General features: G+C 63.2%; 23 protein-coding genes. 6 read left to right on the forward strand and 17 right to left on the reverse strand.

Going from position 1 to position 22,372, the window contains the following annotated elements; genetic code table 11:
• Window positions 1–5: 5 nt before the first annotated feature.
• The gene (gene trxA / locus ONR57_RS11470) at window positions 6–347 is read left to right on the forward strand and encodes a thioredoxin (RefSeq protein ID WP_265123508.1); all 342 of its coding nucleotides are present in this window, start codon (window positions 6–8) and stop codon (window positions 345–347) included.
• Here the strand turns inward: trxA and ONR57_RS11475 are convergent.
• Both ONR57_RS11475 and ONR57_RS11480 read right to left on the reverse strand, forming a co-directional pair.
• On the reverse strand, window positions 341–1,207 hold the full coding sequence (locus tag ONR57_RS11475) for a diacylglycerol kinase family protein (RefSeq protein WP_265123510.1): 867 nt from the start codon (window positions 1,205–1,207) through the stop codon (window positions 341–343). The two genes, trxA and ONR57_RS11475, sit on opposite strands and share 7 nt — an antisense overlap.
• Window positions 1,204–2,790 (reverse strand): FAD-binding oxidoreductase, encoded by a 1,587-nt coding sequence (locus ONR57_RS11480; RefSeq protein ID WP_265123511.1) that lies wholly within the window; start codon window positions 2,788–2,790, stop codon window positions 1,204–1,206. Before ONR57_RS11480 ends, ONR57_RS11475 begins: the two co-directional genes overlap by 4 nt.
• A 17-nt stretch (window positions 2,791–2,807) precedes the next feature.
• Between ONR57_RS11480 and ONR57_RS11485 the strand changes: the two genes are divergently transcribed.
• Window positions 2,808–3,398, forward strand: a complete 591-nt coding sequence (locus ONR57_RS11485; protein WP_265123513.1) for a TetR/AcrR family transcriptional regulator — start codon at window positions 2,808–2,810, stop codon at window positions 3,396–3,398.
• Window positions 3,395–4,933, forward strand: a complete 1,539-nt coding sequence (locus ONR57_RS11490) for a glycerol-3-phosphate dehydrogenase/oxidase (RefSeq protein WP_265123515.1) — start codon at window positions 3,395–3,397, stop codon at window positions 4,931–4,933. Before ONR57_RS11485 ends, ONR57_RS11490 begins: the two co-directional genes overlap by 4 nt.
• Here ONR57_RS11490 and ONR57_RS11495 read toward each other — a convergent pair.
• From ONR57_RS11495 to dxr, 6 genes are all read right to left on the reverse strand, one after another.
• Complete coding sequence (locus ONR57_RS11495) at window positions 4,916–6,448, reverse strand: cobyric acid synthase (RefSeq protein WP_265123516.1); 1,533 nt, start codon at window positions 6,446–6,448, stop codon at window positions 4,916–4,918. The two genes, ONR57_RS11490 and ONR57_RS11495, sit on opposite strands and share 18 nt — an antisense overlap.
• 18 nt (window positions 6,449–6,466) lie before the next feature.
• A complete protein-coding gene (gene map / locus ONR57_RS11500) occupies window positions 6,467–7,324 on the reverse strand; it encodes a type I methionyl aminopeptidase (protein ID WP_265123517.1) in 858 nt (285 codons plus the stop codon).
• A 43-nt stretch (window positions 7,325–7,367) separates the two neighbouring features.
• Window positions 7,368–8,204, reverse strand: a complete 837-nt coding sequence (locus ONR57_RS11505) for a GNAT family N-acetyltransferase (protein ID WP_265123518.1) — start codon at window positions 8,202–8,204, stop codon at window positions 7,368–7,370.
• Window positions 8,205–8,347: 143 nt separating this feature from the next.
• Window positions 8,348–9,484, reverse strand: coding sequence for a flavodoxin-dependent (E)-4-hydroxy-3-methylbut-2-enyl-diphosphate synthase (gene ispG, locus ONR57_RS11510; RefSeq protein WP_265123631.1), 1,137 nt, complete (start codon window positions 9,482–9,484; stop codon window positions 8,348–8,350).
• A gap of 132 nt (window positions 9,485–9,616) precedes the next feature.
• A complete protein-coding gene (locus tag ONR57_RS11515) occupies window positions 9,617–10,852 on the reverse strand; it encodes an RIP metalloprotease (protein ID WP_265123519.1) in 1,236 nt (411 codons plus the stop codon).
• A complete protein-coding gene (dxr, locus tag ONR57_RS11520) occupies window positions 10,849–12,021 on the reverse strand; it encodes a 1-deoxy-D-xylulose-5-phosphate reductoisomerase (RefSeq protein WP_265123520.1) in 1,173 nt (390 codons plus the stop codon). The genes ONR57_RS11515 and dxr overlap by 4 nt, the downstream gene beginning before the upstream one ends.
• Window positions 12,022–12,241: 220 nt before the next feature.
• Here dxr and ONR57_RS11525 point away from each other — a divergent pair, with 220 nt between their 5' ends.
• On the forward strand, window positions 12,242–12,523 hold the full coding sequence (locus ONR57_RS11525; protein WP_265123522.1) for a DUF2631 domain-containing protein: 282 nt from the start codon (window positions 12,242–12,244) through the stop codon (window positions 12,521–12,523).
• A gap of 55 nt (window positions 12,524–12,578) precedes the next feature.
• Here ONR57_RS11525 and rlmN read toward each other — a convergent pair whose 3' ends face one another.
• Window positions 12,579–13,688, reverse strand: a complete 1,110-nt coding sequence (gene rlmN / locus ONR57_RS11530; protein WP_265123523.1) for a 23S rRNA (adenine(2503)-C(2))-methyltransferase RlmN — start codon at window positions 13,686–13,688, stop codon at window positions 12,579–12,581.
• Window positions 13,689–13,765: 77 nt separating this feature from the next.
• Between rlmN and ONR57_RS11535 the strand changes: the two genes are divergently transcribed.
• The gene (locus ONR57_RS11535) at window positions 13,766–14,182 is read left to right on the forward strand and encodes a lipopolysaccharide assembly LapA domain-containing protein (protein WP_265123525.1); all 417 of its coding nucleotides are present in this window, start codon (window positions 13,766–13,768) and stop codon (window positions 14,180–14,182) included.
• Between the two features lie 30 nt (window positions 14,183–14,212).
• Here ONR57_RS11535 and ONR57_RS11540 read toward each other — a convergent pair whose 3' ends face one another.
• The 6 genes from ONR57_RS11540 to rpsB all read right to left on the reverse strand — a co-directional run bounded on the left by ONR57_RS11540 (window position 14,213) and on the right by rpsB (window position 19,161).
• Complete coding sequence (locus tag ONR57_RS11540; RefSeq protein ID WP_265123526.1) at window positions 14,213–14,953, reverse strand: class I SAM-dependent methyltransferase; 741 nt, start codon at window positions 14,951–14,953, stop codon at window positions 14,213–14,215.
• Between the two features lie 3 nt (window positions 14,954–14,956).
• Complete coding sequence (locus tag ONR57_RS11545; protein ID WP_265123632.1) at window positions 14,957–15,838, reverse strand: phosphatidate cytidylyltransferase; 882 nt, start codon at window positions 15,836–15,838, stop codon at window positions 14,957–14,959.
• A gap of 82 nt (window positions 15,839–15,920) precedes the next feature.
• Complete coding sequence (gene frr, locus ONR57_RS11550; RefSeq protein ID WP_265123527.1) at window positions 15,921–16,478, reverse strand: ribosome recycling factor; 558 nt, start codon at window positions 16,476–16,478, stop codon at window positions 15,921–15,923.
• A gap of 87 nt (window positions 16,479–16,565) precedes the next feature.
• A complete protein-coding gene (gene pyrH / locus ONR57_RS11555) occupies window positions 16,566–17,297 on the reverse strand; it encodes a UMP kinase (protein ID WP_265123528.1) in 732 nt (243 codons plus the stop codon).
• Between the two features lie 136 nt (window positions 17,298–17,433).
• The gene (gene tsf / locus ONR57_RS11560; RefSeq protein WP_265123529.1) at window positions 17,434–18,258 is read right to left on the reverse strand and encodes a translation elongation factor Ts; all 825 of its coding nucleotides are present in this window, start codon (window positions 18,256–18,258) and stop codon (window positions 17,434–17,436) included.
• Between the two features lie 81 nt (window positions 18,259–18,339).
• Window positions 18,340–19,161 carry a 30S ribosomal protein S2 gene (rpsB, locus tag ONR57_RS11565; RefSeq protein WP_265123531.1) on the reverse strand — a complete coding sequence of 274 codons (822 nt, stop codon included), beginning with the start codon at window positions 19,159–19,161 and terminating at the stop codon, window positions 18,340–18,342.
• 422 nt (window positions 19,162–19,583) lie between these two features.
• On the opposite strand from rpsB, the gene ONR57_RS11570 reads away from it, so the two are divergent.
• A complete protein-coding gene (locus ONR57_RS11570; RefSeq protein WP_265123532.1) occupies window positions 19,584–20,138 on the forward strand; it encodes a M23 family metallopeptidase in 555 nt (184 codons plus the stop codon).
• An 8-nt stretch (window positions 20,139–20,146) separates the two neighbouring features.
• On the opposite strand, the gene ONR57_RS11575 is transcribed toward ONR57_RS11570, so the two are convergent.
• Window positions 20,147–21,109, reverse strand: a complete 963-nt coding sequence (locus tag ONR57_RS11575; RefSeq protein WP_265123533.1) for a tyrosine recombinase XerC — start codon at window positions 21,107–21,109, stop codon at window positions 20,147–20,149.
• A gap of 70 nt (window positions 21,110–21,179) precedes the next feature.
• Window positions 21,180–22,370 (reverse strand): DNA-processing protein DprA, encoded by a 1,191-nt coding sequence (dprA, locus tag ONR57_RS11580; protein ID WP_265123534.1) that lies wholly within the window; start codon window positions 22,368–22,370, stop codon window positions 21,180–21,182.
• Window positions 22,371–22,372 lie beyond the last annotated feature (2 nt).

A 22,372-nucleotide genomic window follows, 5' to 3' on the forward strand; every position in this document is an offset into this window, starting at 1 on the left:
AACCCATGGCAACAGTCAGCCTCACAAGCAAGAACTTCAGCGACGTAGCCAGCCAGCAAGGCATCGTCCTCATCGACTTCTGGGCCTCATGGTGCGGACCATGCCGAATGTTTGGCCCGATTTTCGAGCGGGTCTCCGCGAAGCATCCCGACATCGTCTTCGCCAAGGTCGACACCGAGGCGGAGCAGGAACTCGCCCGCTCATTCCAGATCCGCTCGATCCCGACCCTGATGGCCGTCCGTGACGGTGTCGTTCTGTACTCGCAGCCAGGAGCATTGCCCGAGCCCCTGCTCGAGCAGCTCATCGCCAAGGTGCGCGAGGCCGATATGAGCGAGGCTGTTCACTGAACGACACGCAATGCGCCAGGGCGCACGGTCGCTGTCACGGGAAGCGGAGCGAGCCAGTCGCCGTCACCGTACGCGTCGACTTCCCCGGCACACTCGACGGTCACCTCCCTCCCCCGCACCCAGATGACCTCGGGACGCGCCAGATGTGTGCCTTTGTACACGGTGGGCATCGCAGCGATCAGCCGCCAGCGCGACGACGCTGCGATCATCACCACGTCGAGCAGTCCATCAGCCGGATCGGCTTCAGGCGCCACGTGCATGCCGCTGCCGTAGAAACCCGAATTCGCGACCACGACAGTACAGCCCGTGAAGCGGTGGCGATTGCCGTCGACCGTCACGACGTAGTTCTGCGGCGGAAAAGCGGCAAGCGCCCGCACAGCGGCGTATGGGTATTGCAACGCCTTCGGGAGCCAGTGCGCCTTGTCAACGAGCGCTGAAGCGAGCGAATCAACACCCGCATACACGCTGCCGACGACGGTGACGCCTGCCGCTTCGATCACGTCGACTGGACGCGGCACACCGTCCAAAAGCACTTTGGCGACGCTGTCGGCATCCTTTGACAGTCCCAGTTGACGCGCGAAGTCGTTGCCGCGCCCGGTGGGCACGATGCCAAGCGTCCCGCCTGCGTTCGCGACCGCACCCGCAACCGAACCGACCATCCCGTCACCCCCGACCGCGACGATAATCTCGCCTCGGGCTACTGAATCCGGGATCATTTCCTGCGACCGAAGTTTGCCCGTGCTGTAGGTGATCGTGACGTTCGCACCAGCATCGCGAAGCCGCTGCGCCACTGGCTTCACGGCTTCGATCGCGCTTCCACCGCCAGAAGCAGGGTTCACCAGCAGGTGGAATGATCTCATGGGATCAGCACTCCCGGGTTCATGATGCCGTTAGGGTCTATGCGTTCTTTGACCGCACGGAGAATCTCGACCCCAACCGGACCGATTTCCTGAGCGAACCACGGTTTGTGGTCGCGCCCCACGGCATGGTGATGCGTGATCGTCGCGCCCGAGCTGATCATCGCATCCGAGGCGGCTTTCTTTGCCGCATCCCACTGCGCGATCGGATCCTCAAGCTGTCGCGCAGCTACTGTGAAATACAGTGACGCGCCCGTCTCGTACACATGGGAAATGTGGCAGAGAACGATCGCGGGTGTGTCCTGCTCCGCGAGTGCGGACTCAAGGGCGTGCTTCACGCTCGAGTACAGTTCGCCGACGTTTGACCAGAACGTCGCCGTCTCCAGCGTCTCGACGAGAACACCGTGGTCAAGAAGGATGTCTCGCAGGTAGGGACCGTGAAACCGGCCTTCAGCCCACTGCTCTCCGTCCTCAGCCCCGAGACAATCGCCTCCGGCGGCGCTCAGGGCGCCTGTGACGGCAGTGCGTGTCCGGCTGTTCTGCGCCACCTCGCCCTCATAGCCGGTGACCATGAGGCAGCCACCACCTGACCTGCCGCCGACATCCGACGGCTTAGCCAGGTTGATCGCAGTTTCCGCTTCGTCGGACAGCCGCAGGACAGTCGGGCGCAGTCCTGCCTGAACGAGTGCCCGCATCGCATCACGCCCCGCAGTGAACGTGGGGAACCGCCACGTTTCATAAATTCGTTCCTCCGGCAGCGGCCGCACCCGGAGCGCAACTTCAGTGATGACACCGAAAGCGCCCTCAGACCCAAGAACGAGCTCGCGCAAGTCCGGGCCCGCCGCGCTCGACGGCGACGAACCGAGGGTGAGGGTGCCGACGGGTGTTGCCACCGTGAGCCCGACAACCATCGCGTCGAAACGCCCATACCCGGATGACGCCTGACCGCTCGAGCGAGTCGCGGCGAAACCGCCGATGCTGGCGTACTCGAAGGATTGCGGGAAATGCCCGAGCGTGTAGCCGTGCTCAGCGAGCAGGGCTTCTGCCTGCGGACCCAAGAGTCCAGCACCGAGCGTCGCCACGCCGGAGACCGTGTCGAGGTCGGCGAGAGCGTTAAGACCTGCCATATCGAGCGCGACGACCCCCGCATAGCCGTCCCTCCGTGCCGCGAGGCCGCCCACGACCGACGTCCCGCCGCCGTACGGCACCACTGCGACGCGATGTTCGGAGCACAGTTCGAGGAGCTTTACAACGTCACTGTGACTCCGCGGGCGCAGAACCGCGTCCGGCGCGTCAGACACGTCCCCGCTGCGGATTCGAAGCAGGTCAGGCGTGGACTTGCCGCGGGTGTGCTGGATGCGCGCATCACGGTCCACGCTGACGCCGTCCGGACCAAGCACTCCGCGGAACGCATCGAGCACCGCAAGATTCAGCGCGGGCGCGGCGACCCGCACTTCGCTGAGTGCTACGCCGGGTGTGTCTTGCCGTGGCCCAAACGCGAATTCAAGCAGCTTCCAGGCGGACTCGGGAAGGTCGGCGCGGTGGTCTGGATTGCCCCACCGGGCCCAGTGCATTTGTTCAGCCATGTGTTACAGTGTTACATATGGCGCCTGAACGTCACAAGACAATTGATGAAGATGCCGTCCTTGATGCAGCGCGAGACTGCGTCATCGCGGTCGGGTGGCGCCGCACCACCCTCACCGACGTCGCGCGACGCGCGGGCATTTCGAGGATGTCTATCTACCGCAAATGGCAAGACATGACGAAGCTGATGAGCGACGTCATGGCCCGCGAATGGTCGTCACTCGCCGGGATGCACGCACTCGCGCCGAGCGATCCAGCCGTGATCACACCAGGCACCGTCAGCACCGCGGTCCTCGACGTAGCCGCCGCGGTGCGCGACAACCTTCTCTTCCAGAAGGTCGTTGAAGTCGATCCCGAACTGCTGCTCCCCTACATCCTGCGCCGGCGCGGCCGCGCCCAGAATTCACTGCTGGCCGTACTAGAGCTCGCGCTAAAGACCGGTCAGGAAGCTGGCGGCATTCGCCCCGGCGATCCACGCGTCATCGCTCGCACAATCCTCACAGCGATGCAGGGATACGTTTTCTCCGGCACAACAATGACCGACTCACTCGCACCGCACGAGCTTTGCGCCCAGTACCAAGAACTCATCGAGAGGTACCTCACGCCATGACTATCCTCGACAGCGCTCTGTCCGCGCACCGGAGAGAAAGGGAACTCGCAGAGGCCACCGACGGCCGCGTCTGCGATGTTCTCATTATCGGCCTCGGCGTGACCGGGGCAGGCGCCGCTCTCGACGCAGCAGCGCGAGGCCTGAATGTCGTAGCAGTCGACGCGTTCGATTTCGCGTGGGGCACGTCGCGGTGGAGTTCCAAGCTCATCCACGGCGGCTTGCGCTACCTCGCGAAAGGCCAAGTCGGTGTCGCGTACGAAAGTGCGCTCGAGCGTGGCATTCTCATGACGCGCACTGCTCCTCATCTGGTGCGGCCGCTACCCATGCTGCTGCCCTTGCTGCCAACAGTGGCGCGGTCACAGGGCACTCTTGCCGGAACCGGCTTCATGGCGGGCGACGTCCTGCGCCGCGCCGCGCGAACGCCATCGGCCGTGCTTCCCCCACCCCGGCGGCTCTCCCCTGCTCAAACCGCCGCATTCGCACCCGGAATCGAGCGAACCGGCCTGCGTGGCGGCCTGCTGTCCTGGGATGGCCAGCTTGAGGATGACGCGCGGCTCGTCGTGGGGCTGGCCCGCACTGCGGCAGCACTGGGTGCACGCATCCTCACCCGCACGCGTGTCCTGAACGCGAGCGGCGACGGCGCCGAGGTTCGTGACGAACTCACAGGCACGCGGCACAGCATCAAGGCGCGCACCGTCATCAACGCGACCGGCGTGTGGGCGAGCACCATCGACCCGGACGTCTCGCTCCGTCCGTCCCGCGGAACCCACATCGTGCTGCGCGGCGAAACACTCGGTTATCCCACCGCCGCGATCACTATGCCCGTACCGGGCGAAACCAATCGCTTCGTCTTCGCCCTGCCACAGCCGGATGGACTCGTGTACGTGGGGCTTACTGATGAACCAGCTGACGGCGCCGTGCCGGACGTTCCTGAGGCGCCAGCTGCGGACATCGATTTCCTTCTTGATGTGATCGGCCCCGCGTTCGCGGCACGGCCCGACCGCGCGGATGTCGTCGGCGCGTTCGCCGGGCTGCGGCCTCTGCTTGCCTCTGGCGGCCGCACCGCCGACCTTTCGCGCAGGCACGCAATCCTTGTCTCCCGGGCGGGCATCATCACCGTCGTGGGCGGGAAACTCACCACATACCGGCAGATGGCCGAAGATGCCGTCGATGCCGCAGCTGCACACGGCAGCCTGAGCGCCGGGCCCTGCGAAACCCATCATTTGCCCATCGTGGGCGCGGCGACCCGGCATGCGCTCGCTCAATCCACCGCACCGCGGCGGCTCGTCCGCCGTTACGGGCGGGAAGCACCGCTCTTAGCCCGCAACCCGGAACTTCTGCAGCCCATCAGCACAAGTGTGCCCGTCACCATGGCTGAACTCGTCTTCGGGGTGACGCATGAGGGCGCCCTAGACGTGAGCGACCTCCTTGATCGGCGAACCCGGATCGGCCTGGTTGCGCAGGACCGATCGGAGGCGGAATCTGCCGCCGCGCGTGCTTTCGAACTCGCCGAGGATTCAGCCGCGCAAGTGTGACTCGAGGCGCGGCTGCGCATTCGGGACGCCACCTTCGAGCAACCCGGACACGCGGTCCACGTCAAGGTGGTGCTCAAGCGCGTCCGCTATCAGGTCGAGCTGTGCGGTGCGCTCAGCCGCGACGCTGACATCATCGGCGACAGCGAACCCTCTTGCTCCTGCACACTGCGCGACCTCAGCCAGAAACGCGCGGCGGTACCCGTCGTTTTCGAGCAAACCGTGCCAGTGCGTACCGTATAGACCTGCCTTGTAAGCACCCTCTGGGCGGCCTCCGGACAACAGCAGTGGCTCCTCCGCGCTGCGGACAACCTGCCCATGGTGAATCTCGTAGCCCCCGACCGGAATCGCATCAGCGAACCCCGTTCCCGTCCCGGCTGGCACCGTCAGGGTCTTCGCTGGTGAGAAGGCGATGTCGAGGTCGAAAACGCCGAGCCCATCGATGCACCCCTGCTTCGATTCGACACCATCAGTGATCGACTTACCGAGCATCTGAAACCCGCCACACACCGCTAGAAGCGGGCGGCCCGCCCGGGCGCGCGCCTGCAGCACGTCCGACAGGCCCGTCCGGCGCAACCACGTAAGGTCGGCCACCGTCGACTTGGAGCCAGGCAGCACCACGAGATCGGCGTCGTGCACCGAACCGGGATCATCCACCCAGCGCACTATCACGCCCGGCTCGCAGGCGAGCGCCTCAACATCCGTCGCATTCGACACGCGCGGCAACCGGATCGCAGCCACCCTGAGCCACTGAGCACCGCGTGGCGCCTTCGGCTTTCCGACCACTCTGCCCACCGCACTCGACAGTGAATCTTCGGCGTCAATCCACAGGCTGTCCAAGTACGGGATTGTGCCCAGTACTGGTCTGCCCGTGCGTGCGCTGATCTCATCGAGACCCGGCTGGAGCAAGGCGGGGTCGCCGCGGAACTTATTGATGAGAAAACCACAGATGAGCCCTTGGTCTTCCGGCGAAAGCACCGCGAGCGTGCCAAAAAGGTGTGCGAGCACACCACCACGATCGATGTCGCCAACTACGACCACGGGCAGCCGGGCGGCGGACGCGAGACCCAGGTTAGCGACGTCAGAGGAACGCAAATTGATTTCAGCCGGTGACCCCGCACCCTCGCACAGCACGACGTCGAACTCGTCGCGGAGTTCATTGAGCGTGCTCAGAGCTACGTCACGCAGTGCGGTCCGATTCGTCTGGTAATCACCCGCGTGCAGTGAGCCCTGAACCTTGCCGCGCACAACAAGTTGTGAAGTGCGGTCGCTGCCCGGTTTCAAGAGAATCGGGTTGAAGCGCACACTCGGCGCCAGACCGCACGCCTCAGCCTGCAGTGCTTGCGCACGGCCAATCTCACCGCCGTCGAGTGTGACCGCCGAGTTGTTCGACATGTTCTGCGCCTTGAACGGCGCAACACGCACGCCTTGCCGCGCCAGCAGCCGGCACAGGCCGGCCACAACGAAGCTCTTGCCAGCATCCGATGTGGTGCCCGCGACGAGCAACGCCCCCTTCATCCCCGGTCCTGTACCGGGTCAGGGCAGGGTGAGGACTTCAGCACCCGTCTCCGTGACAACGAGGGAGTGCTCGAACTGGGCCGACCAGCTGCGATCCTTGGTCACTACCGTCCAGCCATCGTCCCAAATCTCGTAGTCGATGCCGCCGAGGTTGATCATCGGTTCGATCGTGAACGTCATGCCGGGCTCGATCACCGTGTCAACATCCGGATCGTCATAGTGCAGAATGACCAGCCCGTTGTGAAAGGTCGGACCCACGCCGTGACCAGTGAAAGCCCGGACCGTGCCGTATCCGAAGCGGTTGGCGTAGGACTCGATCACACGGCCGATCACGTTGAGTTGCCTGCCCGGCCGCACAGCCTTGATTGCGCGGTCGAGTGCGGCCTTAGTGCGTTCGACCAGCAGCTGGTGCTCTTCGGACACGTTGCCAGCACCGAACGTGACACACGTGTCACCGTGCACGCCACCGATATAGGCGGTGACGTCGATCTTGACGATGTCACCGTCCTCGATCACCGTTGAATCCGGAATTCCATGACAAATCACTTCGTTGAGCGATGTGCAGCACGACTTTGGGAAGCCCTTGTAGCCGAGCGTCGACGGATAAGCGCCGTGATCCAGCAGATACTCATGGACAATGGCGTCGAGGTGATCCGTTGTGACCCCCGGTTCGACAGCCTTACCCGCCTCCTGAATGGCCCGCGCGGCGATGCCGCCCGCGACGCGCATCGCCTCGATGGTTTCCGGCGTCTGCACCCACGGCTCGCTGCCCTCTTTCGCCGTCTTCTTCCATGCGTATTCGGGATGCTCTATCGATGCAGGAACACTGCGCGCAGGCGACACGACACCGGGACTCAACAACGAACGCGTAGGCATGAATACGAGAGTAATGGGCGGAAAGGCGCAGCGCTAAAACGCCTCAGTCCACAAGGACGGTCGCGAATGTCGCCACCTGGCTGAAACCGACCTTGTCGTACATGGTGCGCGCTGCAACGTTGTAGCTGTTGACGTACAGGCTTGGCAGCCGGCCTGCCCGGGAAATTGACTCAGCGATCGTCGCCGTCCCGCCGGCACCGATGCCGCAGCCCCGAAACTCAGGAGCCACCCAAACTCCGTGGATTTGCCCAACCCGGCTCGACATCGAGCCGACCTCAGCTTTGAACGCAACCTTTCCATCCTCGAACCGCGCCCACGCGCGCCCCGATTCGATAAGACTGCGCACCCGGTACCGGTACGAACGCCCACCGTCGTGCGCACACGGATCGACGCCAACCTCTTCGATGAACATCTTGACTGCAGCGTCCACGTACATCTCGAACTCATCGATCCGCACGCGACGCGTCAGCGGATCCGGTTTGCACGCCGATGGACCCCGCAAAACGAGCATGGGCTGCTCCGCACGCACTTCCCGGGGCGGCCCCCAGTCAGCCGCCAGCAAGTCCCACAACGGCAGCACCAGCTCCGCCCGCCCCACCAGCGACGAGCACAGTCGTGGGCTGCGACACGCCCGGTCAGCAAAGGAACGCAAATCGTCGTCCCCACCCCGCAGCGGGATGAGATTGACCCCGGAAAAACACAGTGACTCCGCTGGCTTACCGCGGCTCCACAACTCGCCCCGCAGAAATCGCGGGTCCACACCGAATTCCTCGACGCGTGAAACGACCATGCATGCAGCCACTGGATCCGTGTCCAGAGCGCGCAGTACCGCTGGGGTATCCCGCAGCCCCAGCGACCTCGCACCCAGCAACTTCAGCACTACACCAGATTGCCACGCGCCGCCCGAGAAGCGGTAGCCCTCCGTATTGCACGTCTCAACCCGTACGTAATTTCTTCACGGCTGAACCCGTGAAGAAATACTGCATTCGGCGCGAAACCGACCCGCAGCAACCTGAGGCGGCCTCAGCTGACAGTGACGACCGGGGCGCCGGCGCCCTCCCCGTCCGACTCCATCTCGTCTGCGATGCGCATGGCTTCCTCGATCAGCGTTTCCACAATCTTCGCTTCGGGCACTGTCTTGATGACCTTGCCCTTCACGAAAATCTGCCCCTTACCGTTGCCGGACGCGACACCGAGGTCTGCCTCGCGCGCCTCACCTGGGCCATTGACGACGCAGCCCATCACAGCGACGCGCAACGGCACCTCCATGCCTTCGAGACCTGCGGTCACCTCGTTCGCCAGCGTGTAAACATCCACCTGGGCGCGGCCGCACGACGGGCACGACACGATCTCAAGTTTGCGCGGCCTCAGGTTAAGCGACTGAAGTATCTGGTGGCCGACCTTCACTTCCTCCGCGGGCGGCGCGGAGAGCGAGACACGAATTGTGTCACCGATTCCCTTCGCCAGCAGCGCACCAAACGCGACGGCTGATTTGATTGTGCCCTGAAACGCCGGGCCTGCCTCGGTCACACCCAGATGCAGCGGATAGTCGCACTGCTCTGCGAGCATCTCGTAGGCTCGGACCATCACCACGGGATCGTTGTGCTTAACAGATATCTTGAAGTCACCGAACCCGTGTTCCTCGAAGAGACTGGCTTCCCACAGCGCTGACTCGACGAGCGCCTCGGCGGTGGGCTTGCCATATTTGGCGAGCAACCTGGGGTCGAGCGAACCGGCGTTAACCCCAATGCGGATCGGCGTGTTCGCGTCTGCCGCCGCCTTCGCGACCTCTTGCACTCTGCCGTCGAATTCTTTGATGTTGCCCGGGTTCACGCGCACCGCAGCACAGCCAGCCTCGATCGCAGCGAAGATGTAACGCGGCTGGAAATGGATGTCCGCGATCACGGGAATCTGGCTCTTCTTAGCGATCGTGGCGAGCGCGTCGGCGTCTTCCTGTCTAGGGCACGCGACGCGCACAATGTCGCAACCGGAAGCTGTGAGTTCAGCGATCTGCTGCAGGGTCGCGTTGACGTCGTGCGTCTTCGTTGTGGTCATCGACTGGACGGACACCGGATAGTCACTTCCGACGCCAACATCGCCGACCATCAGCTGACGCGTTTTGCGGCGCGGCGCGAGGGTCGGCGCTGGACCTGCCGGCATCCCCAGGCCCACGGATCCAGTTGACGGGACAGTGGGGGTTGTCTGCTCGGCGGAGCTTGGGCCAGTCACGGAAACCTTCCTTGTTGCGGACTCACACGATGCGCTGTCAACGCGCCGTGGGCGAGCGCCTGCTCACCGGAACGTAATCGGATTGACGATGTCAGCGGTGATAGTCAACAGCATAATCCCGGCGCCAATGACCATCACAACGAACGTGACGGGCATCAACTTGGTGTAATCCACCGGCGGGCCGTTCGGCTTCCCCATCAAACGGCGCAGACGGTTACGGATCGCCTCATAAATCGTCACAGCCATGTGGCCGCCGTCTAGCGGAAGCAGTGGCAACAGATTGAACAGTCCGACGAACAGATTGAGGACCGCAAGCAGGAGAATAAACACCTCCCACAGGCCCATGTCGGCGACCTCACCACCGAGCCGGCTGGCCCCCACCACGCTGATTGGGGTGTCCGGGTCGCGGTCTTCACCGACGATCGAACGTGCGACCGCAGGGAGGCGCTCCGGGAACCGCAGCAGCGCTTCCCAGGTTTGGACCGTCAGATCGCCCATAAACCCGAACGTGGCTGGAACTGCAGCAAGAACCCCGTACTCGGTGACGTTCGGGGCGCTCGTCACACCGATCGCACCGACCGTCGCTTCTCGCGGATCGTCAACCGGCGACTGCACCACGTACCGCTGAACGCGTTCCACAGGAACAGTGATTTCAATCCGCTCACCAGCCCGGTCGAGCGTAAGCGCGACGCTGGTCGTCGCGGGCTGAACTTCCTGGACAACGTCGCTGAACGTTTCCGTCTCCACGCCGTTGACGGCAACGATGACGTCACCCGCCCGGACACCAGCCGCCTCTGCCGGGCCAACTCCAGAACATTCAGCAAGTTCGCCACCGGTGAGCAGACCATCTGCACCGCGCTCGACGGGCGCCTGGGTAGCCGGAACACAGGTCGTTTGCCCCACAACCGCGTCTGCGGCAAGCCGCGGCAACCCCCACCCGACAGCGAGCACGAATACGAGGGCAAGGGCGATGATCGCATGGCTGATCGGCCCACCAAGCATCACAAGCAGGCGCTTCCACGTTGCCTGCTTGTACATGGCACGGTCGTGCTCGTCCGGTTCAAGTTCATCAAGGGCCGTCATGCCGGCAATGTCGCAAAAGCCACCTGCGGGGATCGCTTTGAGCCCGTACTCGGTCTCGCCCCGTTTGAAGGAGAAGATCCGCGGCCCGAAGCCGATGTAATAGCGGCGGACTTTCATCCCGAACGCCTTCGCCATCGCGAGGTGGCCGTATTCGTGAATTGCGATAGAGATCCCGATGCCGAGCGCGAAGAGGATCACACCAACGGTGAACATCATGAGCGGGGTGCGTCCTCCTGTTTGACAAGCTCACGGGCACGCGCACGCGCCCAGCCCTCAGCGGCGAGTACGTCGTCCACGGTACCCGGCACGGCTGACCATTCGTCCGCGCTGGAAAGAACCGCTTCCACAATACGGACGATGCTAGGGAAAGGTATGGCTCGCCGCAGAAAGGCGGCTGCCGCCTCCTCATTCGCTGCGTTGTACGCGGCGGGCAGACACCCGCCGCCCGTGCCGGCGGCACGGGCTAGCTGGACTGCGGGAAACACTTCGTCGTCAAGCGGTTCGAAGTCCCAGCGCATCGCTTGGGTGAAGTCGAGTGCTTGCGCGGCCCCCGCGACCCGATCGGGCCAGTCAAGGGCTAGCGCAATTGGCAGTCGCATATCCGGCGGACTGGCCTGCGCGATCGTGGATCCATCGGTGAAGGTCACCATCGAATGGACGATCGACTGCGGATGCACCACCACGTCGATCTGATCGTACGGGACACCGAAGAGCAGATGTGTCTCGATCAGTTCAAGTCCCTTGTTGACGAGCGTCGCGGAGTTAAGTGTGTTCATCGGTCCCATTGACCAGGTGGGATGAGCACCCGCCTGCTCGGGTGTCACCGCTTCGAGATCGCCTGATTTCCAGCCGCGAAAGGGCCCGCCGGACGCAGTGAGGACGAGCCGCGCTACCTCGCTCGCCCGCCCTGAACGCAAGCATTGCGCGAGCGCTGAGTGCTCTGAGTCAACAGGGACGATCTGTCCTGGCTGCGCCGCTGCGGTGACGAGGGGCCCGCCTGCAACAAGGGACTCTTTGTTGGCCAGCGCCAGCCGTGCACCGGTCTTCAAGGCAGCCAGCGTCGGCTGCAAGCCGAGCGATCCAACGAGCGCATTGAGAACAACGTCAGCTTCGCACGATTCGACTAGTGCGCTAGCTGCATCCCCGCCGCTTCGGACACCGGGCATGTTTAACCGGGCGGCACCGCTGGGATCAGCGACCGCGATGGCGTCGGCGGATAGGCCCGTCTGCGCGATCTGCGCTTCCAGCAGGCTGACGTTCGCTCCGCCGGCTGCGAGCCCAGCAACGGTAAATTTGTCTGGGTTCGCGCGGATGACCTCGAGCGCCTGGGTCCCGATTGAACCTGTGCTGCCGAGTATGAGAACGCGCTGCGGAGTGGTCGTCACCGGGACATTGTCACTGATGTCCCGGCCGGCATCACGCAAGGGTGGTGCAGACAACCGCGCGCCGGACACAAACGGGCCGTCCGACACTCAACACGAACCCAAGTGCGCCCGGTGGCGGTCAGTATGACAGGATGAGCGCAGTGAACTGCGTGTGGCGCGGGAATCTGGTTCACCAGCAGCCTGCGCAGAGGCATATTTGAACTGATCAGGAGGGATCACAGTGGCCGACACGAATGTGGATCCAGGTTTGCACCGTGCTATCGCGCGCTCGAAGGTCGACCCTGCTGACGAGCCTTCAGTGGGATGGGGCTGGCATGGTGAGGCCCCCGCTGTTTTCCAGGCAGCAGGCTGGTTTTTCACGGTCCTGGTGTTCGCCTATCTGATCGGTAACCACGAGGGCAATGTCGAGAACCTCTGGATTCTGGGCATCGGACTGACCTTGGTCTTCCTTCTCGTCAGATACAACATCGACACTCGTAAAGAGCGTAAACGCCGGATCTGACGTTCGTTTACCGGCGTGGCCGAGCAAGGCTCGCCGCGCCGGCGTAACGTACCTGCTAGTTCTCCGCCGCGAGCTGCCCACAGGCAGCCGCGATCTCCTGGCCGCGGGTATCCCGCACTGTGCACGGCACTCCTTGTTCCTGGACGCGGCGCACAAACTCTGCCTCGACCGCCTTCGGACTCGCGTCCCACTTGCTGCCCGGGGTGGGATTAAGCGGGATCACGTTGACGTGAACGAGGTGGCCGAGGGCCTTGCGCAGCTTTTTTCCGAGCATATCCGCACGCCAGCCCTGATCATTGATGTCGCGAATCAGCGCGTACTCGATCGACACCCTGCGGCCAGACGTGTCAGCGTAATATCGGGCAGCTTGAAGAACCTCCGCGACAGGCCAGCGGTTGTTGACCGGAACTAGCGTGTCACGCAGCTCATCGTCCGGCGTGTGCAGCGACACTGCGAGTGTGACGTTCAGTTTCTCGTCGGCAAGCTTGCGGATGGCTGGCGCGAGGCCCACGGTTGAAACCGTGACGCTGCGCTGCGAGAGCCCAAGCCCGTCCGGGGCTGGATCAGTGATCCTTCGCACAGCAGCAACGACGCGTTTATAGTTCGCGAGCGGCTCCCCCATCCCCATGAATACAACGTTGGAGAGGCGGCCAGGTTCACCGCCTACTTCCCCGTCACGCATCGCGGCCGCGGCAGCCCGCACCTGGTCGACGATTTCTGCGGTCGACAGATTCCGCGTCAAACCAGCCTGACCGGTCGCGCAAAACGGGCATGCCATACCGCAGCCAGCCTGGCTCGAAATGCACACCGTGGCGCGATCGGCATAACGCATCAGCACGCTTTCGAGCAGAGTCCCGTCGTGGGCCTTCCACAGCGTCTTTCTCGTCTCCCCCGCGTCACACGCAAGATGCCGGACGGGAGTGAGTAGCGCAGGAAACAGCGCCCCCGCCACCTGCGCGCGAATACCTGCGGGGAGGTCCGTCATTGCTGCGGCATCCGCTTCGAGCCTGCCGTAGTAGTGGCGCGCAATCTGGTCGGCTCGAAACGGCTTAATGCCCAGTTCGACAACGGCTTCGCGACGCTCCTCACGCGTGAGATCAGCGAAGTGCCGCGGCGGCATCCCGCGTTTCGGCGCGGTGAAAACAAGAGGGAGATCGACAGTCATGGTGCAACCAGTCTCCCACGGATACTCCACATTCAAGAATCCGTGCGCATACGGGCGGAATGCGTCATGATCGTTTCATGGCATCGAAAGCGGACGAGCCGGAGAAGAAGGCGGAAGCCGACCTACCAGTCACAGGTGACTACGACGCGGCTTCCGAGGGCTCACTTGAGCCCGCAGGCGCCACCCAGGTCCCTGTTTCCAGTACGCCTGCTCCGGCGGGAAAAGGCAAAGCCACCGCGACAAGCTTGCCGCATACCCGCGCTGGAGGGTGGTGGACAGCGCTGATTGCCGGGGCGCTGCTCCTCGTTCTGCTGCTCATTTTCATCATCCAGAACCAGGACACAACACGGATTCTGGTGTTGTTCTGGGAATGGAATATCCCGCTCGGTGTCGCACTGCTCGCGGCAGCAATCCTCGGCATCCTGATCGCTGCCTGTATCGGGGGTGTGCGCATTCTGCAACTGCGCCGAGCCGCACGCAAAGGCCTGCAGTAGACAAACTGCGCAAGCTGGCACGGGGCCGGGTCACAGTGCAGCTATTTCGCGGCGCAGCGAGTGAATCCGATAGCGCACAGTGATGCTCAATCCGGAGGTTTCCCCGCGTGCCCGGGCCGCGATGCGCGGACTGAATTCAATCCCGAGAACCGCGTCAAGATCTTCGCGCCGCTCGAACACCCACTCGGTGTCAGCCCGCTGTAATGCGAAGCCTTGTTTGCGGAAGAACTCCTCAACCACGTCGGGCCGATATTTCGGCAGGTCGGCGCGCATCCACGCGCCGTAAGGGTGCGCAGTCGCATCGAGATCCACGATGACGAGTGTGCCCCCCGGACGCAGCACCCGGAGCGATTCGCGGATCCCAGGCTCGCAGCCAGGACCGAAGAAGTACGCGGTGCGGGCGTGGACGATGTCCGCGGAAGCTGCCTCCAAAGGCAAGTGGCCGGCGCTACCTTTCATCACCATCACATTGTCGAGGGAGGTCACTCGCGCACGCGCTCGCTCAGCTAGCGGTTCGTGCGGCTCCACCCCAATTACCGACCGGGCTTCGTGGGCGAACTTCGGTAAATGGAACCCTGCCCCGCAGCCGACATCCACAACGTCGCTGCCAGACCAGGGCGCAACACCTTCGATCACGCGCCAGACAGCGTCGTGCGCATCCTGCGCATGATTCTCGATCTCGTAGACGTCAGGCCAATTCCAGATGTTCGGGCTGGCGATGACCGGACCGCCACGCGCCCGATTACCAGGCCTACCGCGCCACCAGCCCAATTGTCAGACCGTCACCTGATACCCGAACAACGCGATGATGCTCCACATCACGACCGCAGATATCAGCAGCGAGTCCAGCCGGTCCATCAGGCCACCGTGCCCGGGAAGCAGCGTACCCATGTCCTTCAGGCTGAGGTCACGCTTGAACTGGGATTCAATGAGATCACCAAGCGTTCCCGAGATCACGAGCGCGGCACCAATGAAAATACCGAGGACTGGTGACGCGTCTAGTGTAATCCACACGGTGATGACACAGCCGACGATGCCGGCGAGCATCGAGCCCGCCAGGCCTTCCCACGACTTCTTCGGGCTGATCTGCGGCACCATCGGGTGCTTCCCGAAAAGGACGCCAGCGGTGTATCCACCGATGTCTGAACACACGACCGTGATCATGAGCACCCAGAGCGGACCGGCACCCTGATCAGTGAGTACGAGCAAGGCACCGATGCCGCCGAACAGTATGACCCAGGTGGCTATGAAGATGGTGATCGCGATGTCGCGAACAAAGTTTTCCGGCTTACCGCCGAGACCGTTATGAAGGAGGCGCCACACCATCGAAACCACAGCCGTGACGGCGTAGCCGGTAAGTACGCCGCGTACACCAAAGGGCAGCGCCGACAGCGTCGTCAGCGGCGCACCGATTATGAGCGGGATGAGCGGCAGCCAGTAGCCTTCTTGACGAAGCCTCTTGTAAAGCTCCCAAATTGCGAGCGTAAGTGCGGCCGCAACGAGAAACACCCAACCACGCGCGTCGATGATGAGGATCGCAATAATCAGCGCGCCAAGGCCGACGCCGACACCAATCGCCGCGGGCAGATTGCGGCCAGCGCGGGAAGTCTTCGGCTGATCCGGGGCTGTATTTCCGGGTTGGCCTGAGCCTGTCATCGATTGACTAGGTTCCCGGTCCTCAGCCACAGTTACTCCCCTCAAGCACACATTTGTTAACGGACTTTACTCGCGAATGAGGCTAGACCTCCATGAGTTCCGTTTCTTTGTGTTTCACCAGTTCGTCCACTTGTGCCGTGTACTTCGCGGTGAGCTTGTCGATCTCCTTTTCCGCGCGCCCAACCTCGTCCTCGCCCGCTTCACCGTCCTTCTGGATTCGGGAGAGTTCGTCCATCGCCTTGCGACGCACATTGCGCACCGCGACTTTCGCGTCTTCCCCTTTTGAGCGAGCCTGCTTGGCCAGCTCGCGGCGGCGTTCCTCAGTCAATTGAGGAACTGCGATACGGATCAGAGTTCCATCATTGTTGGGGTTCACGCCGAGATCCGAATTACGGATCGCGGTTTCGATGGCAGGAAGTTGTGATGCTTCATATGGCTTGATCACCACAAGCCTCGCTTCGGGCACATTGATACTTGCGAGCTGCGTGATCGGAGTCATCGAACCGTAGTATTCGATTGCGATGCGCGAGAACATTCCGGGGTTTGCCCGGCCGGTGCGAATGGAACCGAGTTCGTCCTTCGCTACCGATACGGCTTTTTCCATCTTCTCTTCGGCGTCGAAGAGCGCTTCATCAATCACGGCACCTTCTCCTGGTCCTTTGCGTCTATCCACTATCTCATCACGCCGGAACTACTAACCTACCCGGCGTGATCATGGCGCGGCCTGCTAGGGCCTGACGAGCGTACCGACGTGCTCACCCGATACGGCACGAGCGATATTGCCGTGCTTGAGGAGATTGAACACGATGATCGGCATGTTGTTGTCCATGCACAAACTGAATGCAGTAGCGTCAGCGACTTTGAGGCCCTGTTCCAGGGCCTCCCGATGAGTCAGCTCGTCGAACATGGTGGCAGTGGGGTCGAGCTTGGGGTCCGCTGTGTACACACCGTCAACCGCTTTCGCCATCAGGACCACCTCAGCGCCGATCTCGAGAGCCCGCTGAGCGGCTGTCGTGTCCGTAGAGAAGTACGGCATTCCCATGCCGGCGCCAAAGATGACTACGCGTCCCTTTTCGAGGTGCCGGATCGCGCGCAGCGGGATGTACGGCTCTGCCACCTGGCCCATCGTGATAGCCGTCTGCACGCGTGTGTCAACACCCACCTGCTGGAGGAAATCCTGCAGCGCGAGGCAGTTCATCACAGTGCCGAGCATGCCCATGTAGTCGGCACGCGATCGGTCGAGACCTCGCTGCTGCAGTTCAGCACCGCGAAAGAAGTTGCCGCCACCGATAACGATGGCAACCTCGACACCGCCGCGAACGACCTCACCGACCTGTTCTGCGACCATGTGGACGACATCCGGGTCGACACCGATCTTGCCGCCACCAAACATCTCGCCACCGAGCTTGAGCAAGACCCGCTTGTATTTGCGCCGATCCGAGGGTGTGTCTTCCGCCATTTCTCTCCTTGCTCGTCGCCACGTTCACTATTGCGCTATACAGGCAAATGCGGGGCTGTCTGATGGTGCTTCGCCATCAAACAACCCCGCATTATTTTGCCTCATCGTTCATTCGTAGACGGAAGAGGCACTCCGGTCAGGACTGGCCGACTTCGAACCGCGCGAAGCGCGTGATCGTGGCACCGGCCTCCTCGAGGAGCGACTTGATTGTCTTCTTGTTGTCTTTCACGTACGCCTGCTCGACGAGCACCGTGTCCTTGAAGAAGCCGTTAACGCGACCCTCGGTGATCTTGGGGAGCGCCTGCTCAGGCTTACCTTCTTCACGCGCGGTCTGCTCAGCGATGCGCCGCTCGTTTTCGACGACGTCAGCGGGGACATCGTCACGCGTGACATATCGTGCCTTTAGCGCAGCAACCTGCATTGCCGCCTCGCGTGCGGCATTGGCAGCGGCTTCACCCTCGCCGGTGTATTCGACAAGCACGCCGACACCGGGAGGCAGGTCTCCGCTTCGCTTGTGCAGGTAGGTAGCAACCTGGCCGTCGAACGCCACGACGCGGCGCAGTTCGAGCTTCTCACCGATCCGGGCGGCGAGTTCCTGAACCGCAGCGTCAACCGTGCGGCCATTTAGGTCGAGAGCCTTGAGACCTTCGAGGTCTGCGGGCTGTGTAGCTGCAGCGGCAGCAGCGATCTCGTCGGCGAGTGCCTGGAAATCTGCGTTCTTCGCCACGAAGTCCGTCTCGCTGTTGAGCTCGATCATCACGCCGCCCTGGGCCGCGACGAGTCCTTCAGCGGTAGCACGCTCAGCACGCTTGCCAACATCCTTCGCACCCTTGATGCGAAGGATCTCGACGGCCTTGTCGAAGTCACCGTCAGTCTCGGCGAGAGCGTTCTTGCAGTCGAGCATTCCGGAGCCGGTGAGCTCCCGCAGCCGCTTGACATCTGCGGCGGTGAAATTCGCCATGGTGGGGCGAGCCTCCTCTAGTTGCTTCTCACGTTGATGCGAGTGGAAAGCCCCGGGGATCATCCGGGGCTTTCGTGACGTTCAGTTCTCGGTAGCCGCTTCGGCAGCAGGGGCTTCCGCGCCTTCTGCAGCGGGTGACGCCGATTCGAGAAGCTCCTTCTCCCAGTCGGCGAGCGGCTCCCCTTCGCCCTTCTCGTCGCCGGAGGTGTTCAGCCCGGCACGCGCCTGAAGGCCGTCAGCAACCGATGCCGCGATGACGCGGGTCAGCAGTGCAGCTGAGCGAATTGCGTCGTCGTTGCCCGGAATCGGGTAATCGACGAGGTCAGGGTCGCAGTTGGTGTCAAGGATCGCCACAACGGGAATGTTGAGTTTCCGCGCCTCACCAACGGCGATGTGCTCCTTGTTGGTGTCGACAATCCATACCGCGCTCGGGACCTTGGCCATGTCGCGGATACCGCCGAGTGTGCGCTCGAGCTTGGTCTTCTCACGGGTGAGCATCAAGATTTCCTTCTTGGTGCGTCCCTCGAAGCCGCCGGTCTGCTCCATGTTCTCGAGTTCCTTGAGGCGCTGGAGGCGCTTGTGAACGGTCGAGAAGTTGGTCAGCATGCCGCCGAGCCAGCGCTGATTCACGTAGGGCATACCCACGCGCGTGGCTTCAGCCGCGATCGATTCCTGAGCCTGCTTCTTGGTTCCCACGAACAGGATCGTGCCGCCGTGTGCGACCGTCTCCTTGACGAACTCGTACGCCTTGTCGATGTACGACAGGGTCTGACGCAGGTCGATGATATAGATGCCATTGCGGTCGGTGAAGATGAAACGCTTCATCTTGGGGTTCCACCGACGGGTCTGGTGTCCGAAGTGCACGCCGCTGTCAAGCAGCTGCTTCATGGTTACTACAGCCATAGCGATTGTCGGCCCGTTCTGTGGGGCCTTCGCTCCTCACTCTGTGTTCCGGTTGCTGCGATGAGCCTCGTGGCCCTCGCCCTGGTCCCCGCCAGAAGACCCAACCCTCCGAACTCGGAAGGACCGAAGGGCTCCTGGCCGTCACACTCGGCTCGAGCACCGCCAGAACCGGGAGCTTGGCACACGATCCTGACCGCACCCTATGCGCAATGATGACCGCATGCGGGAACGCGAATTGCTGGTGTGTACACAACACACCGCCAAGCAGTGTACGCCGAGATCGGCGTAACTGGGTAACCGGGGCATACCGCACCAACAAACTCCGCGCACGACCCTGTGGATAGCGTCAGCGCGCCCCGCGCGTTTTCCACAATTGACGCTTGCACGTCCGCCGCAGTCCATACATGCGGCACTGTCGCTGTATGCCCGCTACCCGACAGACTCGGCTCACGCTCGCGGTCCTGTGTGTGCTCATGCTATTCGCTGGTCCTCTGAGCTTGCAGGCGGCCAGCGCGCAGAGTGGCACAGCGCGACTGAGCGAAAACTCCCGCCATCATGATTGGCCGCTGCAGCCACCGCCCCCGATCACCCGGACCTTCGAGCGCCCACCCCATCCCTACGGGCCGGGCCACCGCGGTATCGACCTCGGTGCGGCGCCCGGCGCGGAGATTCTGGCGTCCCACGACGGTGTCGTCGCATTCGCGGGGCAGGTAGCGGACCGGGGGGTCATGTCGATCGATCACGCCAATGGCGTGCGAACGACGTACGAACCGGTGCGGCCACTCGTCATGCGCGGCGACCGCGTCCTCAAGGGCACGCCGATCGCCGTGATCGACGGAGCGCACCGAGGCTGCCGCGATGCCGCTTGCCTGCATTGGGGCGCACGACGCGGCAAAGAGTACATCGATCCACGGTTACTGCTGGGCCTTTTGCGGATCGTGCTGAAGCCGGTGACCGCGGAGCACCTAGCCGGTTGAGTTACCGGCTAGGCCCGTGGGTGTGCTTGTTCGTGCACTGCTCGCAGCCGCCCGATTGAAACGTGGGTGTAGAGCTGCGTTGTGGCGAGGCTCGCGTGCCCGAGCAGTTCCTGGACCACGCGCAGATCAGCGCCACCTTCAAGCAGGTGCGTCGCGGCGGAGTGCCGCAAACCGTGCGGCCCCATGTCGGGCAGATCAGCGACTGCCTGCAGCACTCGGTGCACAGCCTGGCGGGCCTGCCTCGGGTTGAGGCGACGGCCTCGTTTCCCGAGCAGCAGGGCCTCGCCCGAGCCGGAGTCTGCGAGTGATGGCCGACCCGAGCGCAGCCACTGTTGCAGCGCTTCCCGAGCGGGCCCTCCATACGGGACAACTCGTTCCTTGTTTCCTTTACCGAGCACCCGGAGCACCTGGTTGTGCTGGTCGATGTGGGACGTGTTCAGTCCGCACAGCTCACTCACACGGATGCCGCACGAGTACAGCAGTTCGACGATCAGCCGATCGCGAAGCTCAATTGGGTCCTGCCCGGCCTGATCGCCGTGCCCCGTGCTTTCGGTGCGCTGCTTGGCGCCGTCGAGCGCTAGAGCAGCTTGCTCCTGGCGCAACACTGCCGGGAGCTTTCTGTGCGGACGCGGGCTTTGCAGCCGAACCGCAGGGTCGTTCGCCATAAGTCCCCGCCGCTGAGCCCACGCTGTGAATGTCTTCACTGACGAGGCGCGGCGCGCAAGGGTGGAACGCGCAAGTCCGTTAGCCGATTGTTTCGCTTGCCACGAGCGCAGAGTGCGCAAGTCCAAGTCATCGAGGTGCCGTGCGCCGTGCTCGGCCAGGTGAGTGAGCAGTGATTCAATGTCGGTGCGGTACGCCCGCACAGTGTGCTCGGACCGGCCTTGCTGCAGCCGTAAGAAGTCCGTGAAGGTGGACAGCGCCCGCGCGAATTGGTCTGGGAGCTGCGTGGTCTCATCCTGGGCAGCCACACGACCAGACTGCCCAGGACCAGCGCGGGGCGCAAGCAAAGTCACCAATCAGTGACCGCACAGCAACGGTTCACCGGCCGGCGCGCGACTCTCGCAGCTTCTTTCGCCTCCAACCCCCGTCCGTTCGTATCGCGAATCCGCTCATTTCGAGCACCGCGATCGCCGCTCGTACGGTAGTCGGCGGCAAGCCCGCGCATCCGGCGATGGAGGAAACGTCCGCTCCTCCGCTCAGTGGCAAGCTGTCGAAGACTTGCAGTTGTGGCGGCGTGAGTCCGTCTGTTGTGCGCTCGGCGCTCGAGTCTGTTTCGTCAGCCGCCACAAGTGCTCGCTGCAGGTCCCGTTCGCGCAACCCCGAATCAGTGAGGACGTCAGCAGCGCTGGTGGCGATCACAGCCTCGTCGAGGCGGATCATTTGATGGCATCCCACAGAACTCACTGATGTGATAGGACCGGGCACGGCGAACACGCGGCGACCGTACAGCCTGCCCCACTTCGCAGTGTTGCGCGCGCCGCTGCGCTTGCCAGCCTCCACCACGACGACCGCATCCGAAAATGCGGCCACAAGGCGATTCCTTGCGAGAAACCGAAATCGTGCTGGTGACGTTCCTGGCGGATACTCCGTCACCACGGCTGATCGCCGTGCGATCTCGTTAATCAGGGCGGCGTGCGTGCTCGGGTAGGGCATGTCGATTCCGCATGCGAGCACGGCGACTGTCGGGGCATCCCTTGAGAGCGCGGCGCGGTGGGCGCATCCATCGATACCGTGTGCGGCTCCCGAGATGATGGTGCATCCTGCGGCAGCGAGGTCCGCGGACAGTGTCAGTGCGCTGTGTTCGCCGTAGCTGCTCGGTGCTCTTGTCCCGACGACGCTCACCGCTGTGGATGTCAGCTCGTCCAGCGGTAGCGGGCCTCGCTTCCACAGCGCTATCGGCGGCGCCGCACTTGCCACCTCGCGGCACTGTGGCTGGTCCAGGGCCAGCATTCGCCAATGTGGCCACTCACTGCTATCCGGCGTCACGAGGGTTCCGCCTAGTTCGCGCAGTATTTCGAGATCGCGGGCCGAGTTGTCGTGCTGGCGGCGGGCGGCAGTCTGCCGATCGAGGACCTCCGGCAGGGCAGCGGTGCGCACGGCTGCTGCCGCGTCCTCGGGACCGATTTGAGCGATAAGCGCGCTGAGTGCGTACGACGGCCCCTCGACGACACGCGACAGGTACGCCCATGCGCGCAGCCGCGGGTCTCGTGAGTCTTGTCGATTTGTCATGA

Origin of the sequence: Hoyosella sp. YIM 151337, from assembly GCF_026041215.1 — a bacterium.
GTDB lineage: Bacteria > Actinomycetota > Actinomycetes > Mycobacteriales > Mycobacteriaceae > Hoyosella.

Bases quoted from the DNA above. Each gene is read 5' to 3' on its own strand.
- ONR57_RS11480 (WP_265123511.1), bottom strand. From the start codon at position 2,790: ATGGCTGAACAAATGCACTGGGCCCGGTGGGGCAATCCAGACCACCGC.
- ONR57_RS11485 (WP_265123513.1), top strand. From the start codon at position 2,808: ATGGCGCCTGAACGTCACAAGACAATTGATGAAGATGCCGTCCTTGAT.
- ispG (WP_265123631.1), bottom strand. From the start codon at position 9,484: ATGCCGGCAGGTCCAGCGCCGACCCTCGCGCCGCGCCGCAAAACGCGT.
- dprA (WP_265123534.1), bottom strand. From the start codon at position 22,370: ATGACAAATCGACAAGACTCACGAGACCCGCGGCTGCGCGCATGGGCG.
- pyrH (WP_265123528.1), bottom strand. From the start codon at position 17,297: ATGGCGGAAGACACACCCTCGGATCGGCGCAAATACAAGCGGGTCTTG.
- tsf (WP_265123529.1), bottom strand. From the start codon at position 18,258: ATGGCGAATTTCACCGCCGCAGATGTCAAGCGGCTGCGGGAGCTCACC.
- ONR57_RS11515 (WP_265123519.1), bottom strand. From the start codon at position 10,852: ATGATGTTCACCGTTGGTGTGATCCTCTTCGCGCTCGGCATCGGGATC.
- map (WP_265123517.1), bottom strand. From the start codon at position 7,324: ATGCCTACGCGTTCGTTGTTGAGTCCCGGTGTCGTGTCGCCTGCGCGC.
- ONR57_RS11545 (WP_265123632.1), bottom strand. From the start codon at position 15,838: ATGACAGGCTCAGGCCAACCCGGAAATACAGCCCCGGATCAGCCGAAG.
- rpsB (WP_265123531.1), bottom strand. From the start codon at position 19,161: ATGGCTGTAGTAACCATGAAGCAGCTGCTTGACAGCGGCGTGCACTTC.
- ONR57_RS11495 (WP_265123516.1), bottom strand. From the start codon at position 6,448: ATGAAGGGGGCGTTGCTCGTCGCGGGCACCACATCGGATGCTGGCAAG.
- ONR57_RS11570 (WP_265123532.1), top strand. From the start codon at position 19,584: ATGCCCGCTACCCGACAGACTCGGCTCACGCTCGCGGTCCTGTGTGTG.
- trxA (WP_265123508.1), top strand. From the start codon at position 6: ATGGCAACAGTCAGCCTCACAAGCAAGAACTTCAGCGACGTAGCCAGC.
- ONR57_RS11490 (WP_265123515.1), top strand. From the start codon at position 3,395: ATGACTATCCTCGACAGCGCTCTGTCCGCGCACCGGAGAGAAAGGGAA.
- ONR57_RS11535 (WP_265123525.1), top strand. From the start codon at position 13,766: ATGGCATCGAAAGCGGACGAGCCGGAGAAGAAGGCGGAAGCCGACCTA.
- rlmN (WP_265123523.1), bottom strand. From the start codon at position 13,688: ATGACTGTCGATCTCCCTCTTGTTTTCACCGCGCCGAAACGCGGGATG.
- ONR57_RS11475 (WP_265123510.1), bottom strand. From the start codon at position 1,207: ATGAGATCATTCCACCTGCTGGTGAACCCTGCTTCTGGCGGTGGAAGC.